The organism is Herpetosiphon llansteffanensis, assembly GCF_003205875.1.
Lineage (GTDB): Bacteria > Chloroflexota > Chloroflexia > Chloroflexales > Herpetosiphonaceae > Herpetosiphon > Herpetosiphon llansteffanensis.
The window spans coordinates 63,430-89,994 of sequence record NZ_PUBZ01000158.1; the positions used below are offsets into that span (position 1 = coordinate 63,430).

Annotated in this window: 22 protein-coding genes; 16 read left to right on the top strand and 6 right to left on the bottom strand. The window is 49.9% G+C overall.

The features are described 5' to 3' along the window. Nucleotides 1–37 precede the first annotated feature (37 nt). From C5S61_RS25040 to C5S61_RS25070, 7 genes are all read left to right on the top strand, one after another. The gene (locus C5S61_RS25040; protein ID WP_110520056.1) at nucleotides 38–970 is read left to right on the top strand and encodes a TrmH family RNA methyltransferase; all 933 of its coding nucleotides are present in this window, start codon (nucleotides 38–40) and stop codon (nucleotides 968–970) included. Between the two features lie 386 nt (nucleotides 971–1,356). Then, nucleotides 1,357–3,027 (top strand): Cas10/Cmr2 second palm domain-containing protein, encoded by a 1,671-nt coding sequence (locus C5S61_RS25045; RefSeq protein ID WP_110520058.1) that lies wholly within the window; start codon nucleotides 1,357–1,359, stop codon nucleotides 3,025–3,027. 1 nt (nucleotide 3,028) lies between these two features. After that, nucleotides 3,029–3,664: an RAMP superfamily CRISPR-associated protein gene (locus C5S61_RS25050; RefSeq protein WP_110520060.1), complete on the top strand. Its 636-nt coding sequence runs from the start codon at nucleotides 3,029–3,031 to the stop codon at nucleotides 3,662–3,664. Beyond that, nucleotides 3,661–5,289: a hypothetical protein gene (locus tag C5S61_RS25055; RefSeq protein WP_110520062.1), complete on the top strand. Its 1,629-nt coding sequence runs from the start codon at nucleotides 3,661–3,663 to the stop codon at nucleotides 5,287–5,289. Before C5S61_RS25050 ends, C5S61_RS25055 begins: the two co-directional genes overlap by 4 nt. A 1-nt stretch (nucleotide 5,290) precedes the next feature. Then, complete coding sequence (locus tag C5S61_RS25060) at nucleotides 5,291–6,778, top strand: RAMP superfamily CRISPR-associated protein (RefSeq protein ID WP_110520064.1); 1,488 nt, start codon at nucleotides 5,291–5,293, stop codon at nucleotides 6,776–6,778. After that, the gene (gene csx19 / locus C5S61_RS25065) at nucleotides 6,779–7,360 is read left to right on the top strand and encodes a type III-D CRISPR-associated protein Csx19 (protein ID WP_110520066.1); all 582 of its coding nucleotides are present in this window, start codon (nucleotides 6,779–6,781) and stop codon (nucleotides 7,358–7,360) included. After that, complete coding sequence (locus tag C5S61_RS25070) at nucleotides 7,344–9,653, top strand: TIGR03986 family type III CRISPR-associated RAMP protein (RefSeq protein WP_110520068.1); 2,310 nt, start codon at nucleotides 7,344–7,346, stop codon at nucleotides 9,651–9,653. Before csx19 ends, C5S61_RS25070 begins: the two co-directional genes overlap by 17 nt. Before the next feature lie 41 nt (nucleotides 9,654–9,694). Here C5S61_RS25070 and ruvA read toward each other — a convergent pair whose 3' ends face one another. The 6 genes from ruvA to C5S61_RS25100 all read right to left on the bottom strand — a co-directional run bounded on the left by ruvA (nucleotide 9,695) and on the right by C5S61_RS25100 (nucleotide 18,138). After that, nucleotides 9,695–10,288 (bottom strand): Holliday junction branch migration protein RuvA, encoded by a 594-nt coding sequence (ruvA, locus tag C5S61_RS25075; protein ID WP_110520070.1) that lies wholly within the window; start codon nucleotides 10,286–10,288, stop codon nucleotides 9,695–9,697. A 102-nt stretch (nucleotides 10,289–10,390) separates the two neighbouring features. After that, nucleotides 10,391–11,734, bottom strand: coding sequence for a hypothetical protein (locus tag C5S61_RS25080; RefSeq protein ID WP_110520072.1), 1,344 nt, complete (start codon nucleotides 11,732–11,734; stop codon nucleotides 10,391–10,393). Nucleotides 11,735–11,996: 262 nt separating this feature from the next. Continuing rightward, nucleotides 11,997–13,052: an LLM class flavin-dependent oxidoreductase gene (locus C5S61_RS25085; RefSeq protein WP_110520074.1), complete on the bottom strand. Its 1,056-nt coding sequence runs from the start codon at nucleotides 13,050–13,052 to the stop codon at nucleotides 11,997–11,999. A gap of 117 nt (nucleotides 13,053–13,169) precedes the next feature. Further along, nucleotides 13,170–13,415, bottom strand: a complete 246-nt coding sequence (locus C5S61_RS25090; protein WP_110520077.1) for a helix-turn-helix domain-containing protein — start codon at nucleotides 13,413–13,415, stop codon at nucleotides 13,170–13,172. Between the two features lie 243 nt (nucleotides 13,416–13,658). Next, a complete protein-coding gene (locus C5S61_RS25095; RefSeq protein ID WP_110520079.1) occupies nucleotides 13,659–15,572 on the bottom strand; it encodes a cellulose binding domain-containing protein in 1,914 nt (637 codons plus the stop codon). A gap of 160 nt (nucleotides 15,573–15,732) precedes the next feature. Further along, on the bottom strand, nucleotides 15,733–18,138 hold the full coding sequence (locus C5S61_RS25100) for an ATP-binding protein (RefSeq protein ID WP_110520081.1): 2,406 nt from the start codon (nucleotides 18,136–18,138) through the stop codon (nucleotides 15,733–15,735). A gap of 437 nt (nucleotides 18,139–18,575) precedes the next feature. On the opposite strand from C5S61_RS25100, the gene C5S61_RS25105 reads away from it, so the two are divergent. The 9 genes from C5S61_RS25105 (at nucleotide 18,576) to C5S61_RS25145 (ending at nucleotide 26,476) form a co-directional block, all read left to right on the top strand. Further along, nucleotides 18,576–19,043: a response regulator gene (locus C5S61_RS25105; RefSeq protein WP_110520083.1), complete on the top strand. Its 468-nt coding sequence runs from the start codon at nucleotides 18,576–18,578 to the stop codon at nucleotides 19,041–19,043. A gap of 137 nt (nucleotides 19,044–19,180) precedes the next feature. Next, nucleotides 19,181–20,767 carry an adenylate/guanylate cyclase domain-containing protein gene (locus C5S61_RS25110; protein ID WP_110520085.1) on the top strand — a complete coding sequence of 529 codons (1,587 nt, stop codon included), beginning with the start codon at nucleotides 19,181–19,183 and terminating at the stop codon, nucleotides 20,765–20,767. 17 nt (nucleotides 20,768–20,784) lie between these two features. Continuing rightward, nucleotides 20,785–21,174, top strand: coding sequence for a hypothetical protein (locus tag C5S61_RS25115; protein WP_110520087.1), 390 nt, complete (start codon nucleotides 20,785–20,787; stop codon nucleotides 21,172–21,174). Nucleotides 21,175–21,237: 63 nt separating this feature from the next. Further along, complete coding sequence (mvaD, locus tag C5S61_RS25120) at nucleotides 21,238–22,242, top strand: diphosphomevalonate decarboxylase (RefSeq protein WP_110520089.1); 1,005 nt, start codon at nucleotides 21,238–21,240, stop codon at nucleotides 22,240–22,242. Nucleotides 22,243–22,252: 10 nt separating this feature from the next. Continuing rightward, nucleotides 22,253–23,317: a sortase gene (locus C5S61_RS25125; protein WP_110520091.1), complete on the top strand. Its 1,065-nt coding sequence runs from the start codon at nucleotides 22,253–22,255 to the stop codon at nucleotides 23,315–23,317. A gap of 7 nt (nucleotides 23,318–23,324) precedes the next feature. Beyond that, nucleotides 23,325–24,491, top strand: a complete 1,167-nt coding sequence (locus tag C5S61_RS25130; RefSeq protein WP_110520093.1) for a tetratricopeptide repeat protein — start codon at nucleotides 23,325–23,327, stop codon at nucleotides 24,489–24,491. A 73-nt stretch (nucleotides 24,492–24,564) separates the two neighbouring features. After that, on the top strand, nucleotides 24,565–25,323 hold the full coding sequence (locus C5S61_RS25135; RefSeq protein WP_110520095.1) for a class I SAM-dependent methyltransferase: 759 nt from the start codon (nucleotides 24,565–24,567) through the stop codon (nucleotides 25,321–25,323). After that, a complete protein-coding gene (locus C5S61_RS25140) occupies nucleotides 25,320–25,829 on the top strand; it encodes a hypothetical protein (RefSeq protein WP_110520097.1) in 510 nt (169 codons plus the stop codon). Before C5S61_RS25135 ends, C5S61_RS25140 begins: the two co-directional genes overlap by 4 nt. Before the next feature lie 74 nt (nucleotides 25,830–25,903). Further along, nucleotides 25,904–26,476, top strand: coding sequence for a hypothetical protein (locus C5S61_RS25145; RefSeq protein ID WP_110520099.1), 573 nt, complete (start codon nucleotides 25,904–25,906; stop codon nucleotides 26,474–26,476). Nucleotides 26,477–26,565: the final 89 nt, after the last annotated feature.

The following is a 26,565-nucleotide window of genomic DNA, read 5'->3' on the forward strand; positions in this document are numbered from 1 at the left end:
ATGCTTGTACTGCTGCTGTGGGAGAAAGTAGCGTATCATGCCACGCAAACCAACTAAGCCCAATCGGCAGCCAGCCAGCCAGCAACGCCCTGCCAAACGCACCGATCGAAACGATCGCTCAAATAACTATGGTCGCAAACTTCCGGCTCAAGCCCAAAAGCCTGCACCAGTTGTTGAGCAAACAGTTTTGCCCGACATCGTTAAAGAAATTCGCCAATTGCGCTCGCGCGATGCCCGCGATCGGACTGGAACCTACTATATTGAAGGCGCACGGATTGTTGCCCAAGCGATTAATGCTGGCTTGCCAATTGAAATTGGGGCCATTTCGCTGGAGCTTCTTTCGCGTACCGAGCACTCCAACGAAACCGTCAGTGCCTTGCGCAAAGCTGCCAAACAAATGGTTGAGCTTTCGATTAGCGCTTTTTCGGGCATCTCATTCAAAGAAAATCTCCAAGGCATCGGGGCGGTTGTTAAGTTGGAGCAAGAACCATTAAGCAACGTACAATTGACTGATCGGCCTTGGGTTGCGTTGAACGGGGTTGGTAATCCTGGTAACTTGGGCGCAATTATGCGTACCTGTGATGCTGTTGGCTGCGAAGGGCTGATTTTGATTGGCGACACGACCGATCCCTATCATCCAGCGGCGATTCGCGCCAGCATGGGTTCGTTGTTCGCCTTGCGCATGGTGCGTACCAACTTCGAAGAATTTGGCCAATGGAAAAAGGCCAATGGCTATCATGTGATTGGCACTACGCCAGATGTTGAGCAAGAATATCACACCATCAGCTACCCAAGCCCGGCGATTTTGTTGATGGGCAGCGAGCGGCTTGGGTTATCGGTGCTTGAGCAAAGCATCTGCGATACCTTAGTGCGAATTCCGATGGCTGGCACCTGCGATTCGCTCAATTTGGGCGTTGCCACCAGCATTGTGCTGTATGAAATGTTTCGTCAAGAGCGCTTAGCCCAATAATTAATGACCTGCGTCATCAACCGACTGACTGAGCAAGCTTAGTTGGTCGGTTTTTTATGGGGCTAAAACTACAAACGGCCCAGTTGGGCCGCTTGTAGGAGAGAAGAGTGTGTGTGAGGAGGAAGGATTTGACTATAGTATGCCAGCGCGAGCTTACGGCCATCCTAACGAGAATCATTCGTAGGAGTCCTATTATGCAGCTACCTGCATGGCCTACATTGTAGCTGACTCATGGGCTAAACATGAAAGATTACTCTTTACAAATGCTCCTTTATAACTGTAAGATTGTGCCAACCAAAAAAGCTGATTAATTGTTGCACTGTGTTTCTTTTCATTATCCCATTTATCGTTGAAGATTGCCTGCCGATAGTAGAAAGGGTATTGGTATGACCCAACCAGAAGCAGTCGTTGTGTATATCAAGATTGGTGGAATTCAGGATTATATTTTTAGTAGCAACCGTCTGCGTGAGAATATTGGGGCTTCCTATTTGGTGAAACGTGCTACGAGTTGCCCCGACAATGGTCTCGAAGGCTGGATTGATCCGTCTGAAACTGAGGCTGAGGTAATTTTTGCTGGTGGTGGTAATGCCTGCATCCTATTCTATTCCATGAAGCAGGCCAAACTATGGGTACGCCAATATAGTTTGCGGGTGCTCCGAGAGGCCGCAGGTTTACGCTTTGCGATTGGGATGTCTGCTCAATTTGCCTATGACCCTGATCAGCATGATATTAAAATCTATATCAATCAGGCTCATTCTGATGTTAATCAAGCCCAGAATAGCTATACCACGATACCCGCGACTCTTGGCTTGGGTGTAACAGCTGCCTGCCGATCAACGGGGCTTGTGGCAACCCTGCAACGCAATCAGGTTGTTGGTGTTCCGCGTGATCCAGGTGATTATCCGATCTCGCGTGAGATTGTGGCTAAAACCAAGGTTGCCTCGAAAACGAGCGCTCAAATCGATCTGGCGATGAACGATCTATTACAACAAATAAACGCGTTTGAGGAAATTAATCAAAAGTACAGTATCCCGCGCGATTTTGATGATTTTGGCCGAACAACTGGTAAATATAGTTATTTAGCGGTGGTTCATGCTGATGGTAATGGTATTGGCAATCTGATACGAATATTAGCATACATTAGTACCTCAAATAAACACTATATTCAATTTTATCGTCAAGTTTCAGAACTAATTAATACGTTGGGTGCTGCGGCAATGAATGCAACCGTAGATTTTCTTGGTCAAAACATCGTAAATCCAGCATTCAAAGAATTAACCCATCATTTAGAGCGTGATCCAGATACGGGCAACCCCTTTTTTCCGCTACGCCCATTAGTCTATGGTGGCGATGATATTACCTTTGTCTGTGATGCACGAGTTGCTTTTCATGTTACTCCTGTGTTGCTCGAACAATTTACTCGGCAAAGCAAAGCATTGATTACGGAATTGAAACAGAATTTTCCTGAAGAAACAACATCGTTTCCTAATGAACTAAGTGCTTGTGCCGGAATTACGATTTTTCGCACCCATTATCCATTTGCCCGCGCTTATGATCTGGCTGAAGAATTGTGTAAATCGGCCAAAGATTTGAGCAGCAGCTTGACTGGTAAAAAACAAAGTGCTTTGGATTGGCAAATTGCTCCGAGTGGGCGTATTCACACCTTAGCGGAATTACGTCAGGTTGAATATGCTTTGAATGCGAGCGAAACATTAACCATCCGCCCAGTGATGCTTGATGGCGATCGCAGCTGGCGTTTATGGACGAATGTTAAGCGAGCAATTCAGAACTTTAACCGTCCTTGGCTGGAACGGCGCAATAAATTAATTGCCTTTCAAGATGTTAATCGTCAGGGCAAACAAGCGACTGAGCATTGGCAAGCCAATTTGCGTGAACCGCTCACGTTAACCCAATTTGCTGGTTTGCAACATCAGGATGCTTGGGCAACTGATGATGTGATTGAAGCAGGAACATTGCCCAAACAGCTTGCCCTCTATTTTGATGTCATTGAACTGATGGAGCATTATCCGCCATTGGCTGAAGTACAGGGGGTATAGCATGACCCTCTATTATCTTAAAATTGAATTGAAAAGTGATGCCACCTTTGGGCGTGGCGATGGAATTGCTGGATTGGTTGATGTTGAAGTTGAACAAGACAGCCTTGGTTTGCCCTATTTACGGGGGCGCAGCTTAAAGGGTTTATGGCGCGAAGAATGCGAAAACTTAATTGCTGTACATCCTTATGGCACTGCTTTAAAAGCTGAATGCGATACACTGTTTGGTGTTGGCGGGAGTACGACCGCAGCCTCAGGTTTATTGCAGGTAGGCGATGCTTTATTGCCCGATGCCGTTCGCGTCGTAGCCCAACAGGCGCAATTTAAACCCCATGAAATTCTAGCGAGCCTAACCGGCGTTCGCCGCCAAACAGCGATTGATGGTGTTGGCATTGCCGATGCACATAGTTTACGGGCGATGCGCGTGATTCTGCGGACTACTCCTTTTATTAGCATGATTACCTGCCCAACCTTAACCTCAGCCCAAGAAGCAGTGCTGGTAGCTGGCTGTTATGCGTTGCGTCATCTTGGCACAAGTCGTAACCGTGGTCGTGGCGAAGTTCAGTGCCGTTTGTTTGATCAGCAGGGCAGCCCATTGAATCCGCTAAGGTTGCGTCAATTTACGGAGAAACCTGCATGAATCCTTTGATAATTGATATAGTGACCAAGCAGCCAGTTTTAGTCAGTGCGCTTGATGGCGATCCTAACAGCGCTAATAGTTTTGGCTATATTCCTGGCGGCGTGTTACGTGGTGCGATCATCAGCCGCTATCTGCAACGCCAAGGCTCTGAACGGCAACTTGACCCACGAGAACAGCCAGCTCAACATTTATTCTTTAGTAATCAGGTGCGTTTTCTCCATGCCTACCCGGTTGATCCCGTAGACGAAACGCGCATGCTACCAACGATTCAGAAGCTCAAACCACCAACCAAGCAGGTTTCCAGCTCAGATGAGGAAAAGGCCAAAGAACCTAAATATGAATGGCTTGGGTCACAACATATTTTCGATACAGTTCGCCATTTGAATATTCATACCACCCGCAATCGAGCCAAAGGGCGGAGTTTGCGGGGCAGTGGGGCGGTGTATCGTTATGTCGCAATTGCGCCAAATCAGCGCTTTCGGGCAATTATTCTTGGTGATGAAGCTAGCCTCCATTGCTTCCAACAATTATTACTAGAAAACTCACAGCTGTGGTTGGGCAAAGCACGGAGCGCTGGTTATGGTGCGGTGCTGATTGAGCGAGTTGAACTTTTTGGTCGTGAAAATCATGCCACAGATTGGCAAGAATGGCCATATGAGCCAGCAAGCCAACTGCCGACTAGCGAAACTGTAACAATGACCCTTTTGAGCGATGCAATTATTCGCGATCAGTATGGGCAATATGCGCGAATTGGGGTTGAGCCAACTGCCCCTGAATTTGCGCCAGCTGCTTTGGCGGCTAGCTTTGGCCTGCACCAAGGGCGACTTAACCTTGCAAAATCAAAACTACGCTATACCGTGCTGGGAGGTTTTAACCGCACTTGGGGGTTGCCATTGCCCCAAACCTCGGCTTTGGCGGCTGGCAGTGTCTTGGTGTGGGAGCAGGCGCGGGCTGATTGGTCTGCCTTAATCGAGCACGGTATTGGCGAACGCCGCAATGAAGGCTTTGGCCGGATTAGCTTTGCTGATAATTTACAGAACCATGTGATTAAGCTGACTGCCACCGATTCTTTACGCGAGCCAAAGCCAGCATTATTGCTCCAACCAGCAATTAAGCAACCAACTACGCTTTTTGCTGCTGAGGCGGCCAAGCTGTTGCAACAGATGGGCGATCGCTTGTTGCGCCAGCGGCTTGATCAAGCCTTGATTGACATGATTGGCACGTATCAAATCAAGCAGCAATTAAACTCACGTAATAGCTTATTTGGGCGCGTCGAATTGTGGTGTCGTGAATTACTGGCGGAAATTCAAGCTTTGGCAATTAACCAAACAACTGAGGGCTCTGTCGAAGTTCTGCTTGATGCCCTGCATGCCAAGGTAAACCAAACAGCCCAAATTGCGCGTCAGCATCTGCGGGCAACCAGTTTGTCGAATAATCAATCGTTGGAGACCTTGCTCAAAACCAAGCAAGCAGAGCTGTTAACGCTGTGGCAGATTCCACCCTTACAGTTTGGCGATCAGCTTTTGCAGCTAACCCCACAACTGGCCGTGGAATACCATGCTCGCTTGATTATTGCGATTGTAACGATGGCTCGCAAACAGCCATTATTGAAAAAGCGAGGTTGAGATGGCTTTTGATTTTGCTGTGCCTGCCAATGCGCAATTACTCTATCAAGAGCGTGAAACACGCTATATCATTGCTCGAACGCTTATCCATGGGTGGCTTGAGTTGCAAGCACCAACCCTGATTAGCAATGGCGCTAGTGATCTTCCAACCGATATGGCCTTGTTGCGCGATTTAGTTGAGGCACGAGCGTTAATTCCAGGGAGTTCAATTGCAGGAGCACTTCGCGCCTATTTAAAGAACTTTGCCGATGAACGGGCCTTATTTGGCGATCGCTTAGATAGTGACGATAGCACGGGCGATCAAAGTGCGTTGTTGGTGAGCGATGCAATTAGTACCACGATTGTCTTATCGATGGTGCGTGATGGGGTGCAGATTGATGGCGCTACGCGTACTGCTAGTGATGGAGCCAAATACGATCTTGAGTTACTGCCTGCTGGCACATGTTTCGATTTGTATTTTGAGTTGCTGCATGAAGTGCCCTTCGATCAGCAGGCCAAATTTCCTAAGTGGCAAGAATCAACCGAGTATAATCAAAAGCGACTTGAATTGCTTGCACAAGCATTGTATGGCTTAGAGGCTGGCCAAATTGCCTTGGGCATGCGCAAACAACGTGGTTTAGGCCTCTGCAAAGTAACCAATTGGCAGATTTGGCATTATCGCTTAACTGAGCCTGATCAAATGTTGCAATGGTTGTTGTTTGATCGTGAGCAGCCGCCAGTTCCCTCCTATGCTGGGCCAAATATTGGCGAAGGCTTGGGCCTTAAGCTCGATCGCTTGCCCCCCAGCCAATGCCAAATCCAAGTTGAATTTGGGCTTGAACAATCGTTGCTGATTCGCTCGGCAAGGAGCAACCCCTATGCTCCTGATGACACCTACCTTGAAACGCGCTTAGCCGATGGCTCGCGCTACCCAGTTATTCCAGGCACTAGCTGGGCTGGAATTATGCGCCAGCGAGCGGCAAAGATTTTAGCAACCCTCAAAAATCAGGCCCAACAACCAACAGCGCCCGATGATCTGATTAAAGAATTATTTGGTTATGTAGCAACCGACGACCAAGCGCGTAATAGCAAGGCGCAAATGAGTCGGGTGCGGATTCACGATAGTTTAATCAAACAAGCGAGCACCGACTATATTCAAACCCGAATCGCCGTCGATCGCTTTACTGGTGGCCCATACCCTAGTGCCTTGTTGGCTGAACAACCAGTCTGGGGCTTGCAAGAAACCCAAATTACGCTCGATCTCACAATCAATAAGGCTACTGATCACGATATTGGCTTGCTTTTGTTGGTCATTAAAGATCTTTGGCTGGGCGATTTGACGGTTGGTGGCGAGCAAAGCATTGGCCGTGGCGTATTGGCGGGTCGCTCATTTAAGCTTTGGATTGGCAATGAGGCTTATCATTTTCACCAAGTTGATGGCCAATTAACCATTGATTCGCCGAGTGCTGACAGATTACAAATGTATGTTGATGTATTGAGGGGGGCTTAAATGTTGCAAACAATCGCAATTGAGCCAACTATTAATCTAATACCATGGTTGCAAACCCAAGCTCAAGCCTATCAATGTCAATGGATGCTAGCCCATAGCCTTGATTGTGTGATTTGGGGCAAATTTGACGATGGAGTGCTACATTTGGGCTGTGAGCCTCAAAAACTGAGCTTAGAAACCTTGCAACAATGTCGAATTTTTGGCCCTAAAGCTGAAGTATTACTTTGGAATAATGGCGGTAGCTGGCACGCCGCCCTGATAACCGACCCAGCTGATCCGCAAGAATATATTGATGAGCCGCAAATCCTGTGGGGAACTAAGGGCGATCCATCAACAACATTTAAGGGCTTTACTACATTAACTGATGGGATTCAAGCCATGCCCCATACGCTGCCCTTGGTATTTGAGCCTCAACAACGCTTTTTTGGAAAAGTTGCGCCTCAAGACCCCGACCACCGCCCTGCTCGTTTAGTGGTGCGGCATATTTTAGATTTTGATTCGCGAACCGGAGCCGCCTATGTTCGGGCCAGTCGTTTAGTCGAATTATTTGCCGAGGAGGTCTACCATGGCGAGCGTGCCTGAACATTTGAATGATTTCGCAGCACAACGTGAGGCGTTTGCGCCCTATAATTTTATCCCGCTGCCTGAAAAAGCTGTGCCTGCTGAAGTGGTTTCAGATGAACAGCGGGTTGTGACGATTGATCGACAAAATCGATCGAAGCTTGACCCTCAACCTGCTGAAGCTCAATATTTAGTTCGCCATGATCAATATTTTGCGGATCGGCATACGGGCACAATTAGTTGTACCCTCAAAACGGAGACTCCGCTCTATGTGCGCTGTGGCTTAACAGAGGCTGAATTTGAAGCCTCAATCAAAGAAGTTGAGTTGCAACAGCAATCAAATGAAGCTCGGACGACCCCAACCAAAAATAAACCCGATTTTTTTGCTTCACCAGGCCAACGGGCGGTCATTCCTGGCAGCAGTTTACGCGGCTTATTGCGCAGCCTAGTCGAAATTGTGAGCCATAGCAAAATCGATTTAGTGACGCGCAAGAACTTATTTTTCCGCAGCGTCGATAAGACCAATCTTGGCGAACACTACCGTAAGCGCATGACCAATCAGATTCGAGCTGGTTTTTTGCGTTTGCAGCGTGATGGTGGCGTGATCGAAGAAACCAAATTTTATAAAATTCCAATTAGCATTTTAGAGCAGCATATTCGGCAACGCTATACCAACTATCGCCGTACCAAACTTCCCAACGAGCGCCATCAATACCAAAAAATTTGGGTCAAGCCGCGGAATAACCATAAAATTGCTGAAATGAGTCTTAGTGAACGGCAGGGCGATGGTTGGCTACCTGCAACCTTGGTGATTACTGGTGATGTGCCTGGTAAAAAGCATGAATATGTCTTGATTCAGCAAATACCACAACAGACATTTCGGATAGAGAATGAACAATTACAACGGTTTCATGATGAAGATCAATTGAGCCAATGGCAAACTCAGGCATTTCCCCAACGCAATGGCCAACTTGCTAACGGTGACCCGATTTTCTTTATTGTTGATCCCTATAAACCGCAGCAAGTGAGCTTTTTTGGGCGGGCTGGAATGTTTCGTTTGCCCTATACCAATAGCCCGTATGATTTGATTCCACTGCACTTACGAACTGGTGGTGCTGATGCGCCACTAGTTGATTTGACAGAAGCTATGTTTGGTTTTGTGCATCGTGAACCCACCGACGATACTCCCCATATTACGAGTTATGCTAGCCGTCTGCGTTTTAGTGATGCCAAACTGGTTGATCAAGAAATCGCTGAGAGTCCATTATGGGATACTGAGACTACTCCGCGGATTTTAGCATCGCCAAAGCCGACAACCTTCCAGCATTATTTGACCCAAGAGGCAACCGAGCTTAAATCGTTGCGCCATTATGGCGATAATCGCACCGACACAACGATTCGCGGGCATAAACAATACTGGCATCATGGCCGATTTAACGCTGCTGATCGCCATGATCCTGAGGCAAGCGCTGATTCAACCCAGAGCACCCAGCTACGGCCAGTTAAAGCTGGGGTCGAATTCCAATTTCAAGTTACTTTTGAAAATCTCAGCGATGTGGAATTAGGAGCCTTGATTTATGTGCTGGAGTTGGCAGCAAGCCCTCACTATCGCCTAAAACTGGGTATGGGCAAACCCTATGGTTTTGGCTCGATAGCGATTAACTATCAAATTGCTATAACCGACCGCCAAGTACGATATAGCCGATTGTTTAACCAACCTAATAGCAATTGGCTTCGCGCTGAACTAGACCTTGTTGATGAGGAATTGCTAGCTAAACGTCAATCATTTTGTGCCTATATTCTGCAACAGAGTGGCGAGCAAGCGCGTGGGGTTAGCGAATTTAACCTGATCCCACGGATTCAGCAATTACTAGCGATGCTCGAATGGGATACAGCGCGATTTGAACAAACAGAGCCACGACCATGGCCTGAGGTTGTGCGCTATTTAGAGATTGAACGGAAGGTTAGTGCAACCTGGGTTGTTGGTGATCCTGTTCGCGCCTATGACGAAACGGTTAACGAATATCGTTTGCGGCCAGTCTTGCCAACTCCGCTACGGGTGATCAATCGCCGCTTAGTTGTACCGAGAAAGCCCGAAAAGCCACTTCAAGTTAATCAGACTGTCTCTGGAACGATTGTTGGTCGCGTTAATAAACAAATTTGGGATGTGCGACTAGACAATAAAAAAATAGTCTTTGCAAAAGTTATCGGCAATTCAATTAATCCCCAGCATCTCAATAATGGTAAACGAGTTGCTATCCGAATTATCTCGCTTGAAGATGATGCGGTGCAGGAAATTCGCAAAATTCAATAGTTGGGAGGCGGTGAATTTAGCGATTAAATTCACCGCTTATTTTACACGCCGCCAAAATATTGCAAGGCCAAGCGTAGGCGTTCTTCGGTGTCGGCGGGCGCATCTGCTGGCAGGGCATTGAGCGCTGCTTGGGCCTCGGTGCTGCTATAGCCAAGGCTGGTCAAAATATCGATCAATTCGGTATTGATCGCGAGTAAGCCGGGGTTAGTGCTGAGTTGATGGCTAATCGTGCTTACGCCAAATTTGCCCTTGAGTTCAAGCACTAAGCGGGCAGCGGTTTTTTTGCCAATGCCTGGCACCTTGGAGAGCATGATTGTATCTTCGCGGGCAATCGCCTGTTGCAATTCTTCGGGGCTGGCGGCAGAAAGCAGCGCCAAGGCTACCTTCGGGCCGATGCCACTCACACCGAGCAATAACTCGAATAAGGCCCGTTGGGCTGGCGAATTAAAGCCAAATAAGGCCAGCATATCTTCGCGCACATGCAAATGCGTATAGAGCTGTGCGCTATCACCGACAGCGCCAATCGTCGCTAAAACCGTGCGTGGGACAGCAATCGCCAAACCCACGCCATGCACGTCAATGATCACCTGATCCAGACCAATAAATTGCACAACACCCCGTACCGATGCGATCATCGCGATCTCCCTGCTAAGCTAGGCTTGGGCCTATTATACAGGTTTGGGCTTGCTTACGCGAAAAAGCGGCTGCTTTCTATTCCAACGCAGCCGCCTTGAAATTTAGCGAGTTACCGCTGGCAGATAGATTAGGTTTGTTAGCGGAATAACTGGCGTGCCAGTGGTTGCCGTTGGGCTTGGCGTTTCGCTTGTCATAACCGTTGCCGTCGGTGTTTGGGTTGGTGTCGCTGTCGCCGTGGTGGTTGGGCTTGGCGTAATACTTGGCGTTGGCGTGATTGTTGGCTCGTTGCCTTGATATTCGTATGGCCCCATATCAACCAGACCCTCGTTAATCCGTGGCAAATAATCGATGCTAAATGGGATTGGTTCAGCAATATTGCCATCGCCGTCAAGGTCTGTTTGGTCGGTTGGTAGCAAGCTTGTATTGCCAGCATTGCGGGCAGCTGAATTGGCTTGCAATTGCATATTATCGTCAAGCGTGCCAATCACATTATCAGCGCCATCAGCATCAACAAACTGCGGATCGGCACTGCTATTGCCAGTACCAACAAAGCCACCTTGTACAATCGAATAACTCACGGTGAGGTTGCGATTATTATTTGAGCCGTTGATTGGCGCGATGCCATTATTGCCCCAAACAATGCTGTTATGCAGATTCAGCGTGCCGCCCGCATTGGCAATCGCGCTCACGGTATTCTGCTGGGAAATATTACCAACAAATACGGTTGATCGTAGATTAACAATCCCAGCTTGTTGATTTTCAATCCCGCCGCCAGTGCTCAATACCCAATTGCCAGCAATGATGCTTTGATCAAGCGTTAGCGTGCTATCGAGATTGAGAATTCCGCCGCCAAACAGGGCAGCATTACTGATTAAAGCGCTATTTAAAATCGTTAAGTTACAGCGATCAGCTAATAGCCCACCACCCATATTCAGTGGGAATATTTGGCTAGTCGCTTGACCACCCCGAATTACAAAGCCATCGATTAAAATGGAATCTGGCTTGTTGATGCAATAAACTACGTGGTGGCTATTATCGCCGCGAGTTGCGTTATTTTGATTGGCTGCTCCAGCATCATTGCCAAGTAAATCGCCGCTTAAAATGCTTGGATGTTGCTGCGGGTTACGCTCTTGGCGGCTAGTTTCAGCGCCAGCAAAACCACCAAAGAGCTTAATTCCATTGGGAAGCGTGAAAGAAGCTGTGCGATTTGTCCCAGTTGTTGGGCGATAAATGCCGTGTTTAACCCAGATTTCCGTGCCCGATGCTGCGCTTTGCAGAGCTGCTTGGAGATCCTTGGCATTGGCCCAATCGTTGCCTGTTTGGTTGCCAGCACCGCCCGACACAACATATACAATGCCATCGGCCCGCGAGGCTTGCGGAGCCAAGCCAATTGCCAAACCTAAACCCACTATGCAGCCAAGGCCACGTAATTTCCATGTGTTCATCGAATTCCCTTTCTCAGACCTAAAATAGTACTGCCTACAACCAGCTTGATTGCAATTCAACAGAATTAGTTTGTGTGAGAGTAAGCGTAAGCATTATGAGGCTATGTTGAGGGGTTAGGCTGCTCTCATCAGCCCAATCAACGCCACGATTATAGCTGCTCTCAGGCAATTGAACAATCATTCGTTTGATGGATATGCTGCCCAACATAAAAAGCGGCATGCTTAACCAGCAATCGGTTAAGCATGCCGCTGATGAGCGGTTTTATTGGGCTAGGCGTTTGGCGTTGATTCGATCGCGGGCGGCGGCGACGATTTCAAATGAACGCTTGCGCGCTGCTTGGTCGTAAATATTGGCGCTGACCATAATTTCGTCGGCGGCAGTTTCTTTGATAATCTGGCTGAGTCGTTGCTCCAAGGTATCAACCGTGCCAATCGCGGTGTAGGCCAACATTGGGCTTTGGGCAAAGGCAAAATCAAGCGCTTGGCGTTTGGCTGGATCATTGGTTGGCGCTGGAATTGGCCGCGGTGTGCCCCGCTGAATATCTAAAAAGGCCTGTTGGATGCTGGTAAACAAATATTGGGCTTCAGCATCGGTTTCCGCGCCAATCACGTTGATTGCAACCATGCTATAGGGCTTGGCGAGTTGGGCCGATGGCTGAAAGTGTTGATGATACAACTGCAAGGCATCAAACAAATGGGTTGGCGCAAAATGAGCTGCGAAGGCAAATGGCAAGCCTAATTTGGCCGCCAACTGTGCGCTAAACGTGCTTGAGCCAAGCAACCACAACGGCACATGCAAGCCCGCCCCGGGAATTGCCCGCAAATATTGGCCGGGGCTAGGCTCGGCGAAATACGCTTGCAGTTCGCGCACATCATCGGGGAAGCGCTCGGCGCTGGCCATCATATCGCGGCGCAAGGCCATAGCCGTGCGGCCATCGGTGCCAGGTGCTCGGCCTAAACCTAAATCGATGCGCCCTGGGTAGATCGATTCAAGCGTGCCAAATTGTTCAGCAATCACTAATGGTGAGTGATTGGGCAACATCACCCCACCAGAACCAACCCGAATGCGCTTGGTGCCTGCGGCAACATGGCCAATAACCACCGCAGTAGCAGCGCTCGCAACATTGGCCATATTATGATGCTCGGCCAGCCAAAAGCGTTTAAAATCGAGCTGCTCTGCATGTTGCGCCAGCGCTAAACTATTTTTAAACGCATCAGCAGGCGTGCTGCCTTCGAAAACAGTGGCTAAATCGAGCACCGAAAATGCTATTTCTCTGGTTGTTTGTGCAGGGCTGGTTTGACCAACTGTGGCTTCCATGAGTACTCCATCACATGCTAAAAACGCTGAAATGCTGTTGGTCAGCGTTATGCTAGCAGTATTGTACCCCCAGTTTGCGTGATTAATCTAGTAATTGCTAGCTTAATCTAACAGGATTCATGCACGTGAGCCGTTTTCGGTTGGTGGAAATTGCTGGGCATGATTGGCTAATTGGAGATAGATCAAGGCGGCCCGCACCCAATTATCAACCCCTAATTTGGTATAAATACGGTGTAAGCTGGTTTCCACGCTGCCGGTGGTTAAATTTAAGGCAAGCGCAATCGCTTTATTGGGCTGGCCTTGAATGAGAAGCTGCATAATGCGATGTTCGCTTGCTGAAAGTGGTCGTTTTTGCTTGCTCATAGCCTAAAATCTCCTTGAATTAATTACTGTGTAGTCTAGCGATGGCAAGGTATTTTGTGCAAGCCCCAGAAACTGGCTAGCAACGCCTTGAAACGCGCGTCTCTAGCGTACATATGTAGCTGAAACTCCCACGAATTCATGGCGCTCTATCCTTTTAAAAAGGAGCGTTAACCGCGCTCTTTAAGCACCAAAACCCCCTCGTTCAACTAGAACGAAGGGGTTGAAGAGGGTTAGCATTAATTCTTAGTTGTAGGCGGCGATCTCCCATAGCGAGTAGCCCCATTCGGTGGCACGTTGGGTCGCGTACACCCGCAAATAGCGTCCGCTGCCGCTGACATTCAGCGTATCAGTGCCGCCATCACCATTGCTGACCGTGCTCAGCGTGCGCCATGTGCTGGCATCATCGGAAACTTGCACTTGATAGGCGCGGGCATAGGCTGCTTCCCAATTCAGCACAACTCTGCTCAGGCTTTTGCTGCTACCCAAATCAACTTGAATCCATTGCGGATCGCTGTAGCTGCTGGCCCAGCGCGTGTTGCTATTGCCGTCGATGGCGTTCGCTCCGCCCAGCGCGCTGGTTTCTGCTGAAGAAACTTGGACTGGTCGCCCAAGTGCCAGATTTTGGCTGGTCGTGCTGCCGCTACAACTTTGGCCATTGACAATACAGTTGCTTGGATTGACCCATGCGCCGCTGTAGCTGCCACTAAAGCCAAATTCGCGGGTTTGGCCGACCTCAATTCGTTGGTTCCAGCCTACGTTGCCAGCGGTGTAGCGGTTGCCATTCTTCGCTTGGGTCGCATCCCACCAGCTGGCAATTGTGGCGTTGCTTGGCAAATCGAAGCCGAGCGTCCAACCATCGACGGCACTGCTGCCATTGTTGGTAATGCGATACACGCCAACGTAGCCATTGCCCCAATCCGAGGTTTTGACAAATGTTGCTTGCAAGCCGTTGCCGGTTGTCGGTTGGTTGTTGGTCGTGACGCTAAGGCTGTTGCTGTTGGCCGAGCGATTGCCCGCCGCATCACGCGCTTTGACCGCAAAGCTATAGGCGGTGCTGGGATTCAACCCATTGATTGTGATATTGGTGCTGCTGGTGCTGGCAACAGGATTGCTGCCGCCATTTTGATAAATATCATAGCCAACTACGCCAACATTATCGGTTGCAGCATTCCAATTCAAATTCACGCTGTTATGGGTTTTGCTTGCTGATTGCAAATTGCTTGGCGCGCTTGGCGCAACCGTATCACTTGGAATGTCGCCTTGGGGCGTGAAGCGCAACCAATCGACATCAAGCGAACGGGTGGCGCGTGGTGGGTTGGTGGCGTTGGCGCAGCATTCTGGAGTCCAGTTGGGGTGATGCCACAAGTTGACCATAAATGCTGCTGGATTTTGTGGAATTCGCGCACTTGGCCCGCGATAATCCCAGAGCACAATTTTTTGGCCATTGCTGGGATTAACAACCCACAAGGTCACATTGCTTGCTGTCCAATTGAAGCCATATTCGTAGAAAGCGGTGGCCGAATTGTAGCCTGGAATCGCCTGCACCGTGGCTGGCTGATTTTCGCCTTGGCTGTTCGATAAATCGGTATAACTCCCGCCGAAGGTTGTGGCATAGCGGGTATATTCAACTGTGCCAGTGGCCAAATTGATCTTGCGATAGACTCGACGGCTAATTGCGGTTGGGTCGTTATAATCAGTCCAAATCGTGATCAAAATTGATTGCGGCTCGGCACATAGCCATTCAATATCGATTTCGCTGTTATCAGGCAAGCCATTGCCATTGCTATCGCTGCCATCATTGAAATAGGTAAAAAAGCCATTGATTACGCCTTCGTCGCTGGCGCAATTGGCGGTTTTCATGCGGCCTTCGTAGGTGCCATAATGGTACATTTGGCGTGAAACCAAGTTCGAGCCTTGGCCCGGATACGCACCTTGGTTCGCGCCAATCGAGAGCCGCAAAATTTTGCCATCTTGGGCTTGGCTATCGCTCACGTTGGCCGTGCCAGTCGCCGTGCTCGAGTTGGTATACCAGCTAAACATACTCGAATTGCTGATTGGTTGGCTGAAGTGCTCGGTGCTGCTGGCTGCACTGGTGACGAGCGGTAAAAAGACCAAAAACGCGACAATGAGTTTGAGCATTGGTTTATAAACTTTCATCGTGTACCCCGTACTAGATTGTGCCACTTTCTATGGGCCTCGGTTTGCGCTGCGCATGGCCTCCTTCGTTGACTAGCAGCTGTATTAGACCAAACGCCACGAGCCAACAGAAGGATAAAAAGCGGGGCAAAAGCGGGGTATTTTTAAAGAAATTTAAGAATTAAGCCTGAGCTAAAAGCGTTTCAATCAGGGTTGCCAAACCTAAACTTTGGCTATCGAACCAGATTTGTTGCCATTGAGCTGAGCTTATTTGTTGCTGACAATGGATGATTTGCGGCTGTAAGCGTTGTTGTTCAGCTTCGAATAACGGCAAAGCCAATTCAGCACGCAATTGCTGGGCTTTGCTCCACGCTTGAATTGCCAATTCGGCCTGACCTTGCATGCTTAATAATTCACCAAAGCGTTCCAAATTCCATGCCAAGCCATCATAATCGTGCAGGCTCCAACGAATGTTTAGGCTGGCTTGGATTGCGGTCAGTGCGCTAGCAATTTGGCCTTGCTGGAGCAAAACCGGCGTGAGCGCATTCAAGGCCGAAGCGATGCCACGTTGATCATCAAGGCTGCGCCAAATTGCCAAGGCTTGTTCGTGGGCTTGTTGGGCCTTGGCAAAGTTGCTTTGATAGAGCGCAATCACGCCGAGATAATTCAGGCTAAATGCGAGGCTCGGCAAAATGTGCTGCTGCTGCCAATAATCCAAACTTTGCTGCAAAAGCTGTTGCGCAAGGCTGAATTGACCTTGGCGCACTAAAACCATCGCTTGGCAATCGTGCATTGCAAACACCGCTTCTTGGTCGCCAAGCTGCTCGTAGAGGCTACAGGCGCTGCGATAATGCTCAAGCGCTTGGGCATAATGGCCTTGCTCCATGGCAATTTCGCCCAATTTTGCCAGATTTTCGGCAATCGCCGCTGGTTGTTGTAATGCTTGGCGTTGGGCCAACGCTTCTTGATACCAGGCTTGGCCAGCGCGATATTGGCTTTGCAAAAAGGCCGCAATATAGCCCTGCATTTCGTTGCAACGGGCGTGAATCGTTGGCGTGAGCGGCTGAGTGCTTAGCCAATCAAGCCAGCGTTGCAGCTCCTCGCTCGTTCCATAACGATACCAAAATTCAGCCAATGGCACGATACAGGTGCTGGCTGCTGGCCAGTTTTGCGTGCGCATTGCCCAATTAATTGTTGCCCGAATATTCTCGCGCTCGGCCAAAAGGGCCTGGCGCATCTCCAACACCTGCTCGCTCAGCGATTCACAATACATAACATAATATTCAAGATGGCGTTGGGCAAGCGTGTTTAATTCGCCATGGTCGCTCAATTCTTGCGCCGCAAATTCCTGAATCAAGCTGAGCATGCGAAAGCGCTGTGGCTGCTCTGGTTCAGCCTGCATCGCTAACAAACTATGATCAATCAACCCCGCCAATTGATCGAGCAGATCAAGCTGTTGTAGATTGGGTACGATTGCCTGAATCGCATCAAGCGTACAGCCAGCCTGAAAAATTGCCAATTGGCGCAGCAGTTGCTGTTGTTGCGGCGAAATTTGTTGGTAGCTCCAATTAATCGCGTTGTGCATGCTTTGGTGGCGAGCTGGCGCAGTTGGATCATTGGTCGTCAACAGGGCCAAGGGCGGTTGCAAATAGGCCAACAAGGCTTCTGGCGTGAGCAAGCGCGTGCGTGCTGCCGCCAATTCCAAGGCCAAGGGCAAGCCATCGACCTGCCAACAAATGTGCTTAATGGCCTCGGCGTTGGCACTGGTTAGGGTAAATTGCGGGTTCAAGCTTTGGGCGCGTTGCACGAATAATTGCACCGCTGGATTGGTTTTGAGTTCGTTGAGTGTGGCGCTGACGGTTGGCAAACGTAACGGCGCAAGCGGCACTGCATATTCGCCAGCGCAGTGTAATAAGGCGCGACTAGTCAACAGTAATTTGAGGCCAGTCGTGTGATCGAGCAACCAGCGCAAGGCTTCGGTAGCGCTCAGCAATTGCTCAAGATTATCGAGAATCAATAAGATTCGCGCGTGCTGAAAATGCAGCTGCATTTGACGTTGCCAGCTATATTTGCTGCTTGGCAAATTGAGGGCTTGGCTCAGGGCTAAACCAAGCTCGGCGACGCTAGTAGCTTGAGCCAAATCGACAAAATAGACTCCATCAGGAAACTGCTTTGGGCTTTGTTGGGCAATTTGCAAGGCTAGTCGGGTTTTGCCCACGCCGCCCGGCCCTGTCAACGTAATCATGCGAATATGCTCAGCGTTGAGATAGCTTTGCAGCGTTGCAACTTCGCTTTGGCGATTGATTAATTTGCTGGCAGTTAAGGGCAAGCCGCTTGGCGGTTGCTTGGCTTCAGCAGTGCCAACCATGCGCGCTTGAGCACAAAAAAGCTGGCTTTGCGCACTTGATAGCTGCAACATTGTGGCTAAACGGGCAGCCAAACTGCGTGATGGACGCTGGCGATTGGCCTCCATTTTGCGAATACTCTCGACCGCGCAGCCAACTTCCTCGGCCAAAGCAGCTTGGGTGAGTTGGCGTTGGTGACGATATTCGCGCAATTGTTGGCCAAATGATCGTGGTTCTGGCATAAACGCGAGCGACTCCTTGTGAGCGATGGCAGGTTGCTTGGCGCTGAAATCGGGTTAACAGTCGATGCGCCAGTTGCTAGCCCTACGGTACACTAGCCAAGCAAATCAGGCAATGGCCTTGCGTGCTATTCATTTCAATCAGCTTGCAGCCGCATAGCACGCAAGGGCCAGCACAAACCGCCGTTGGGTTTGCTACAAACGCTCGTAGCTTTGGATGAAAATTGGCTAAATTTAGGCCCAATTTTCTTAACCCAAATTTGATATTTAAGCGTCAAAATTCAGGTACACTACAACAGTGCCTTGGGTACTAGCTCGATGACCCAAAAGGACTACTCTCTAGGATGACTTTTATCGAGCACTTATGATGAATACTAACCAGCAATGCATCGACGGCTGCTGCGGAGAAACGGTTATTGTATTCGTTTTGGAGCAAGCCCATGTATCCGGTTGTTCGACCGAGCGCTTCGCCTATCGTCGTAGCCAGCCGTGCGAAAGTGATGGTAATCGAAGATAACGTTGACAGCATGAATTTAACCTTACGGATTCTGCGCGAGCAGATTGGGGTTGCTTACTGCAATGCGCGACCTTCTGGCGATGCCTTCTTTAGCTGGCTTAACTCGCCGCAGGTGCGCCAAAACCCAATTTTGAGTTTTCTCGATTTGATTTTGCTTGATATTCGAATTCCCCGCGAAAACGGCCATATTGTGTTTCAGAAACTGCGGGCCTTGCCTGAACTCAAGCGCACCAAAGTTGTGGCCATGACGGCCAATGGCTCACGCGAAGAGGCTGAGCGGGCACGAGTTTCTGGCTTTCATGGCTTTATCGCCAAGCCAATTTCGGTCAAAACCTTTCCCGATCAAATTGCCCGCGTGCTTAGCGGCGAGTTGGTGTGGGATATTGGCTAAAACTGAATGCAAAACCTTGGTTAAGGGCTGGCAGTGTGGCGCTGTCGGCCTTTTTTTGTGCTATTCGGTCACGCAGAGTTCATGCTATACTGACGCTGTTAATCAGCGTTTTGCCGGCTCAAGGAGGTGCTGCACGTATGCCCGAACAATTAAAGCATGAACTCTCGTTATGCCATCGAGAGCTACGGGCGATTTACGATCTCGATGCTCTCCGCGACACAACTGATTCGACCGAAACGTTTTTAAATGGCTGCGCTACGATTATTCGCGGCGTGCTCCAGCCCGATTTATTGCAATTAGTTACCCTCGATTTGGAAGATTGCCCAGCCCAAAATATTACGATTGAACGCTGGCGACCGAATAACGCAGCTGGCTTGATGTTGGCCTTGACCAATGCCTTGGCTGGCGGCGAAACCACTAGTTTGCAAGAGGGCGAGGCCGAAATTATTGTGCGTTCGCTCTCGGTCAAAGGCGATCGGCTCGGCGTGTTGGTACTTGGCTCTTCAGACCACCATTGGTCAGTTGATGATCGGCGCTTGATCGATGCTATGTGTTCGCAAATCGATTCGGCCATGGCTGGCCTGCGCTTGTTCCAACAGGTGCAATCGCGCAACCGCGAACTAGAAACGATCTATCGCTTGGATCGTTTGATCGATGCCACGCCTGATTTTGACCAAGGCTTAGGTGCTGCTTTGGGCTTGCTCTCCGAGACGATTGGCGCAACATGGAGCTTTATTATGCTCTATACCGCTGAGGAACATGAGCTAGAGTTTCGCGCCGCCTCGCACGATGATTTGGCCGACCCCAGTTCGCAAGTTTCGCAGGTACTGCGCGATTTGGCGCGCAACACGGTTGATCAAGGCAAAATGGTGCGCCGCGAACAGATCGATCAAATAATTGGCTCGTATATTGGCGTGCCCTTGATTTTGAAAAATCAAATTATTGGCGTGTTTGGCGGAGCTAATCCTCCAGGGATGCGGGGGTTTAGCATTCACGAAGTTAAAATGTTGAACGCAATTGCCTCGCAAATGGATACGGCGCTGTTTGAAGACCGCCAACAACGCCATATTCGCGAAACGTTTGCGCGCTATGTTAGCCCCGATGTGGTCGATTTGATGTTGCGCACGCCTGGCAACGATTATATGAATGTGCATCGCCAACAATTATCGATGCTTTTTTCGGATATGCGTGGCTTTACCACGGTTTCCGAGCAATTGCCTGCCGATGTGGTGGCGCGCATGCTCAACGAACATCTTTCAGCGATGACCACGATTATTCGCAACGCTGGCGGCACGGTCGATAAATTCGTCGGCGATGAAATTGTGGCCTTTTTTGGCGCACCCTTGCCCTACGAGCAACACCCCTTGTTGGCCGTCCAAACCGCCTTGTTGATGCAAACGCGGCATAATCAATTGATGGACGAATGGCAGAGCCAAGGCTTGCCAGCGGTGGCAATTGGCATTGGGATTGCCACGGGCGAGGTGGTCGTGGGCAACATTGGTTCAGCCCAAATGATGAACTACACCGCGATTGGCCCAGATATGAATTTGGCTGCCCGCCTGTGTAGTGCTGCCTTAGCAAATCAGATTTTGGTTAGCCAAGCAACCTATGATGCAGTGCAACAGCATGTGCAGGCCGTGCCAGTTGCGCCATTGAGCTTGCGCCATATCTCGCAGTTGGTGCAGGCCTATAGTATTGAAGCAGTGTTGAGCAATAACGTTTAGTTTAGTAGAGGACAACGATGTCTGAGCTTTTTGAAGTCAGCGAAGTTCAAAATTATGGTGGTTTTTTCGGCGGCGATACCGTAACGCTTGATGTGATGGCGATTGCTGACCATAACGATTGGCGGCCACTGGTGATTGATGCCAAAGCCTTGCAAAATATTCCAGAGCGGCATAATTTGTTGGCCGGAATGGTATTGACTCTCGAATTTAGCGGCGAACGGGTTGATCGGGCGGTGTTGATTGCGGCGCGAGACTACGATGAATTACGGGCGGCACTTGGCGTTGCCCAATTGCCAGCCACGAGCGATGAGCCAATTAAATTGAGTGGGTGTTGCAGCCAATGCCAGCGCTGGCTACCAGCCCAACATCTGCATGCTCAAGGCTGTGTGGTGTGTACGCCAGCCTAAATTTGCCTGCTGATCTGCTACAATAGAGCTACTGAATTTGTTTATTTGTACGTGAGGAATGGTATGAAACAGCTTTCGCATGCGGCAACGGCAGTGGCTTGTGCCAACATTGCGTTTATCAAGTATTGGGGCCAGCGCGACGCGCATCTGACTCTTCCAACCAATGGCTCGATCTCCATGAATCTTGATGGCTGTCTAACCGAGACAACCGTACAATGTTTGCCCGAAGCCGTGGAAGATAGTGTTTGGCTAGCCCTAAGCGGCGGCGAAGAAATTCAGGCCAAAGGTCGCCAGTTTGAGCGCGTTATCCAACAGATTGAGCGTTTGCGCCAATTAGCGGGGGTTAGTGAGCGGGTCGAAGTGCGCTCGCGCAATAATTTTCCTTCTGATGCTGGCATTGCCTCATCTGCTGCTGCCTTTGCTGCCTTGACTCGGGCTGCGGCCTCGGCTTTTCGCTTAGAGCTTGACGAAGCAGAATTATCGCGTCTAACGCGGCTTTCTGGCTCTGGCTCGGCCTGCCGTTCGATTCCTGCTGGCTTTGTTGAATGGTTTGATGATGGCACGCATGCTGGCTCGTATGCAGCCCAAATTGCGCCACCAGAGCACTGGAATTTAGTTGATATTGTGGCTGTGATTAGCACTGAAGCCAAGCATGTGGCCTCGACCAGCGGCCATAGTGTTGCCACCACCAGCCCCTATTTTCCGGTGCGTTTGAAAGGCATTGAGCAACGCTTGGCCGATGTGCGTCAAGGCATTCTCGAGCGCGATATTCAGCGCTTGGGCCAAGCCTCGGAAGCAGATGCCATGTCGATGCACGTAATTGCGATGACCGCTCAACCAGCAACAATGTATTGGTTGCCTGGCACGTTGGCGGTGATGCAGGCAGTGCAGCGTTGGCGGGTGCAAGATAATTTGCAAAGCTACTGGACGATTGATGCAGGCCCGAATGTGCATGTGATTTGCGAAGCCAAGGATGCGCCTGAAGTCGAAGCGCGGCTCTGCGAGTTGGATGCTGTCCAGTGGACAATCGTTAATGGTGCTGGCCCCGAAGCGCGATTAGTTGGATAGGAATAAGCCTATGTTGCGCCGATTACGAATCTATCTCTTGATCGTTGGCTTGTTGGCGATGACAGTCAGTGCTGGCTCAGCAGAAACTGCTGCAGGCCAGCCGCGCTATTTCGCGGAAACTGGCCATACGTTAGCCTACAATTTTCGGCTGTTTTGGGAACGTAACGGCGGCTTGGCGATCTTTGGCTATCCGATTACCGAAGTGTTTGTTGAGGCTGGCCGTCCGGTGCAATACTTTGAGCGGGCACGCCTAGAGTGGCATGCAACCATTGGCTGGACTTTAGCCGGCCATCTTGGGCGCTGGGCTGCCGAAGGTTCTGCCGACCAGCCAGCCTTCAAACCGCGCAGCGAGGCCGCTTACCCTGGCCAAATGTTCTTCCCCGAATCAAAGCATACCTTGGGTGGGCTATTTCGCCAGTATTGGGAGCGCAACGGTGGCTTGCAAGCCTTTGGCTATCCGCTATCGGAAGAATTTTTAGAGCGCAACCAACAAGATGGCCAGGTTTATACGGTGCAATATTTTGAGCGCACGCGCTTTGAATATCATCCAGAGCTACCAGCAGCCTATCAAGTATCGTTGGGCCATTTAGGCCGCCAATATTTGGATACGACTAATACTGCACCTGAATGGGCCAAACGCAAGGTTAATAATGCAGATGCTGCTTGGCAAGCTTTACGCCCAACGCGTATTACGCTGCCACGAATTGGCCTTGATAGCCCAATTATCGAAGCTGGCTTTTCGCTTGGGACATGGGATGTGCCAACTGACGCAGCGGCGCATTATTGGCCAGTGGCAGGCTTTCCAACAACGGCTGGGAATATAGTCCTAGCAGGGCACGTCGGCTATCGTGGTATTATCTTCAGTCAGCTACCCAACGCAGTTGTCGGCGATAGCTTGCTATTAACTGTCGATGGCACAGAGCGGCGCTACCAAGTGACTGAGATTCGTACTGTGACCCCCGATCAGACGTGGGTGATGGACCCAACTACTGAAGAAACGGTTACGTTGATCACCTGTGTGCCAATTGGTGTCTATTCGCATCGCTTGATTGTGCGTGCGAAGCCCCAACCGTAGGAGTTGTATGTCAGCAACTGTTCAACAATTAATTCAACAAGGCATTCAAGCTGCACGAACTGGCAACCATGCAGAGGCCCGACTGATTCTGCGCCAAGCGCTGAGCGCTGATGCAAGTAACGAGCAAGCGTGGCTTTGGCTGAGCGCAGTTGAAGCAACGAATAGTGAGAAAATCGCTGCCCTGCACCAGGTTTTGGCGATTAATCCAGCCAATGCTGCGGCCAAACGTGGCCTTGAGATGCTTAAGCCAGCCCAAATTGATTTTGCCAATTTAGGCCAGATGAGCACCGCTGCTCCAGCGAAAGCCAGTTTTTCGCCGCCACCAGCCCGCGCCGCAGGCAACAGCAGTTTATTGCAACCACGGCCTAGTTTCGAGCCCAGCCCAGCTGCGCCTGCAACCAACCAAAGCCTGAATGCAGCGACTCCTCCTATGCCAACGCCTACTGCGCAATCACAAACAGTAGCGGTAGCAGAGCCAGTTTCAGCCGAAGTCAAGCCAATGTCAGAGCCAGAAAATGCAGTCAATTATGCTAATGATTTGGTTGGGTCGTTGCGCCCTGCAATTGCCAAAGGTTCCAAAAAACGCTCAGTGTTGCCGACCAGAAGTGAATTGATCATTTCCGCTATTCTTCTTGTATTGCTGGTTGGTGGCTTTAATCTGGTGCGTTCGGCCTTGGCTGGTCGGCTTTCTAGCTCGCGCGATAGCAATAATGTTACTGCGAGCGAGCGGGCAACTAGTGAAGCCTTGCTTGGCTGGAATACTGGTCGACCAACGCCTGTCGTCGAGGTTGTGATTGATCCTGCTCAGCCTAGCCCAGTTCAACCGGTTCAGCCAGTGGCCAGCGGCAGCGTTCACCAGTCGCGCAGTTATTTCTTAACAATTGGCGAGACAAGTGTTGCTGCTGATGGCAAGCAGGTACTGGTTAATGTGACGCTCCAAAATCCGACAAACCGACCAGTGAGCTTTCGGGCTGCCGATTTTACCATCCAAACCAATGTTGGTGCGTTGCCAATTACGGCCCAATCTACCATCCTGAGCACGCTTACAATTCCTGGCAACAATACAATTGCCGGAACCTTAGTAGCCCAAGCCAATAATGGCGGGATTAAATCGGTCCAGTTGGTTTGGCGACCAACCAGCGGCGGCATTTCTAAAACTATTACATTACGCTAACTCAATCGCAAGAATGCCATGGTTGCTTGCTCTCGCCGAGCGCAGCCATGGCGTTGCTATGTAAGGAACTTGGATGTTTGATCAGTTTGTACCCTATTATGATGCAGATTATGGTGATTTTCAGGATGATATAGTGTTCTACCGCGAGCATGCGCGCATGGCTGGCGGCAGCATTTTAGAGCTGATGTGCGGCACTGGGCGGGTGGCAATTCCGCTAGCCCAAGCCAAGCTGCATGTGGTCGGCATTGATATTGCTCCTGCGATGATTGAACGGGCGAATGCTGCAGCTGAAACTGCTGGTGTTGGCACGCACTTGCATTTTGCAGTGGCCGATGTGACCGATTTTCAGCTTGATCAGCAATTTGGCATGGCCTTTGTGGCGATTAATTCGTTTATGCATTTGGAAACAACCCAGGCTCAGCTGGCTGCATTGCATGCAATTAAGCGCCATTTAAAGCCGAATGGCCTATTGCTGCTCGATTTGTTTAATCCTGAGCCAAGCCAACTAAGTGCTGTTGATGGCCTGATGGTGCTTGATAAAAGTTTTCGCGCTAGTAATGGCAATTTGGTCCAGAAATTTGTCTATCGCAGCGTTGATTTAGCGGCACAGCACCAGCACGTTCAATTCTGTTACGATGAAATTCAGCCTGATGGCCAAGTGCGGCGCTGCGTCTTACCATTCGGCATGCGTTGGCTCTATCGCTACGAAGCTGAGCATTTGCTGGCCCGCTGTGGCTTTGAATTGCAGGCAGTGTATGGCTCGTACGAGCTTGATCCCTATACAAGTGAATCAGAACGAATGTTGATTGTGGCACGAGGAATTTCCCAATGAGCATGCTTGATCCCTATGAGGTTGAACGGCTCGAACGTTCGCGTAAACGGGCAACCCGCTTGTTGACGTTAGTAATGGGTTTTGCAACCCTGTTTTGCGGCGCGTTATTTGTCTATATCATTAGCCCACCAGCCCGCACCTATACGCTTGGCCCAGTGAGCCAATTTCCGCTTGGCCAGACAGTTCAGGTTTCGGTTAAACAATTAGTTGCCTCGGAAACAATCGCTAGTCGACCTGAAGTCAGCGATGATCCGGTGTTGGTGACGCGGCTGAGTGCCGACCAATGGCGCGCGTTTCTGGCGTGGGATAGCCTGAGCGGTTGTATTGTGATTTACGAACAATCCAACCAAACCTATCGTGACCAATGCTCAGATCGGGTGTATGATGAACAGGGCTTCTTGATTAGCGATAATCGCCGCTTGCGCTTGGGCCAACTACCGGTCAACGTAGTTGACGAACAAGTTCAAATTCGTGATGAACTTTTGCCCGATCCTCGTCAGCAATAGCGTGACAATAGTCTATAATTGTTTGTGGGGATAGAGGTTGATTGGCTGTTGAATTTTGCAAAGAAGGAGGGCATGTGCAGCGCTTTGCACGATCTGCCCCATTGGTGGTGGAAGAATTTGCAGACCCAGGCATCGATCACCGCGAAGGCCCACCATTAAGCATCGGTAGTGCCTTTTTAATGTTGGGAATGGTTGCTGGGGATGAGTGTCCGCCGGAAATTCTGAATCTGCTCGATCAAATTAGTGCTGACAAATGGTATCATGGCCAACTTTTTGAAACCATGTTGACCTATTTTGAGGATCGTGACCCAGCCTTATTGATGGAAATTGGGCGCGGGATTTACTACTCGTTGGCGGCACAGTTTCGCGAAATGGGTTTGAAAACACCAACTGCGATGTTGGTGGCAATGCCCGATGTTTGGCATACGGCCACTCGTGGCGCGAGTGGCGAATGGCGCACAACGATTGTCGCGCCGTATCATGCCCGAGTCGAATTACAACAACCCTATAACTGTATGTTCGAACAAGCGGCGATGGAAGGGGTTTTGCAAGGTTTGGGCGCACGTGAGGTTCAGATCACGCATGGCCCATGCATGCGCAATGGTGCTGCTGCTTGTGTGTTTACCATTCGCTGGACGGAAGTTTAACTAACGGCCCTTGGTTCTCTGTTTGATGCTTGCCTGTTATGCCACGGCATAACCACCTTGCTCGCTCCTCATCGAACAGTTTAACCAAG

Excerpts from the sequence above, each read along its gene's own strand:
- C5S61_RS25115 (WP_110520087.1), top strand. The coding sequence starts at position 20,785 with ATGTCTGAGCTTTTTGAAGTCAGCGAAGTTCAAAATTATGGTGGTTTT.
- C5S61_RS25130 (WP_110520093.1), top strand. The coding sequence starts at position 23,325 with ATGTCAGCAACTGTTCAACAATTAATTCAACAAGGCATTCAAGCTGCA.
- C5S61_RS25085 (WP_110520074.1), bottom strand. The coding sequence starts at position 13,052 with ATGGAAGCCACAGTTGGTCAAACCAGCCCTGCACAAACAACCAGAGAA.
- C5S61_RS25070 (WP_110520068.1), top strand. The coding sequence starts at position 7,344 with ATGGCGAGCGTGCCTGAACATTTGAATGATTTCGCAGCACAACGTGAG.
- C5S61_RS25100 (WP_110520081.1), bottom strand. The coding sequence starts at position 18,138 with ATGCCAGAACCACGATCATTTGGCCAACAATTGCGCGAATATCGTCAC.
- C5S61_RS25095 (WP_110520079.1), bottom strand. The coding sequence starts at position 15,572 with ATGAAAGTTTATAAACCAATGCTCAAACTCATTGTCGCGTTTTTGGTC.
- C5S61_RS25060 (WP_110520064.1), top strand. The coding sequence starts at position 5,291 with ATGGCTTTTGATTTTGCTGTGCCTGCCAATGCGCAATTACTCTATCAA.
- mvaD (WP_110520089.1), top strand. The coding sequence starts at position 21,238 with ATGAAACAGCTTTCGCATGCGGCAACGGCAGTGGCTTGTGCCAACATT.
- ruvA (WP_110520070.1), bottom strand. The coding sequence starts at position 10,288 with ATGATCGCATCGGTACGGGGTGTTGTGCAATTTATTGGTCTGGATCAG.
- C5S61_RS25055 (WP_110520062.1), top strand. The coding sequence starts at position 3,661 with ATGAATCCTTTGATAATTGATATAGTGACCAAGCAGCCAGTTTTAGTC.
- C5S61_RS25110 (WP_110520085.1), top strand. The coding sequence starts at position 19,181 with ATGCCCGAACAATTAAAGCATGAACTCTCGTTATGCCATCGAGAGCTA.
- C5S61_RS25125 (WP_110520091.1), top strand. The coding sequence starts at position 22,253 with ATGTTGCGCCGATTACGAATCTATCTCTTGATCGTTGGCTTGTTGGCG.
- C5S61_RS25135 (WP_110520095.1), top strand. The coding sequence starts at position 24,565 with ATGTTTGATCAGTTTGTACCCTATTATGATGCAGATTATGGTGATTTT.
- csx19 (WP_110520066.1), top strand. The coding sequence starts at position 6,779 with ATGTTGCAAACAATCGCAATTGAGCCAACTATTAATCTAATACCATGG.
- C5S61_RS25040 (WP_110520056.1), top strand. The coding sequence starts at position 38 with ATGCCACGCAAACCAACTAAGCCCAATCGGCAGCCAGCCAGCCAGCAA.
- C5S61_RS25090 (WP_110520077.1), bottom strand. The coding sequence starts at position 13,415 with ATGAGCAAGCAAAAACGACCACTTTCAGCAAGCGAACATCGCATTATG.
- C5S61_RS25050 (WP_110520060.1), top strand. The coding sequence starts at position 3,029 with ATGACCCTCTATTATCTTAAAATTGAATTGAAAAGTGATGCCACCTTT.
- C5S61_RS25080 (WP_110520072.1), bottom strand. The coding sequence starts at position 11,734 with ATGAACACATGGAAATTACGTGGCCTTGGCTGCATAGTGGGTTTAGGT.
- C5S61_RS25045 (WP_110520058.1), top strand. The coding sequence starts at position 1,357 with ATGACCCAACCAGAAGCAGTCGTTGTGTATATCAAGATTGGTGGAATT.
- C5S61_RS25105 (WP_110520083.1), top strand. The coding sequence starts at position 18,576 with ATGTATCCGGTTGTTCGACCGAGCGCTTCGCCTATCGTCGTAGCCAGC.
- C5S61_RS25140 (WP_110520097.1), top strand. The coding sequence starts at position 25,320 with ATGAGCATGCTTGATCCCTATGAGGTTGAACGGCTCGAACGTTCGCGT.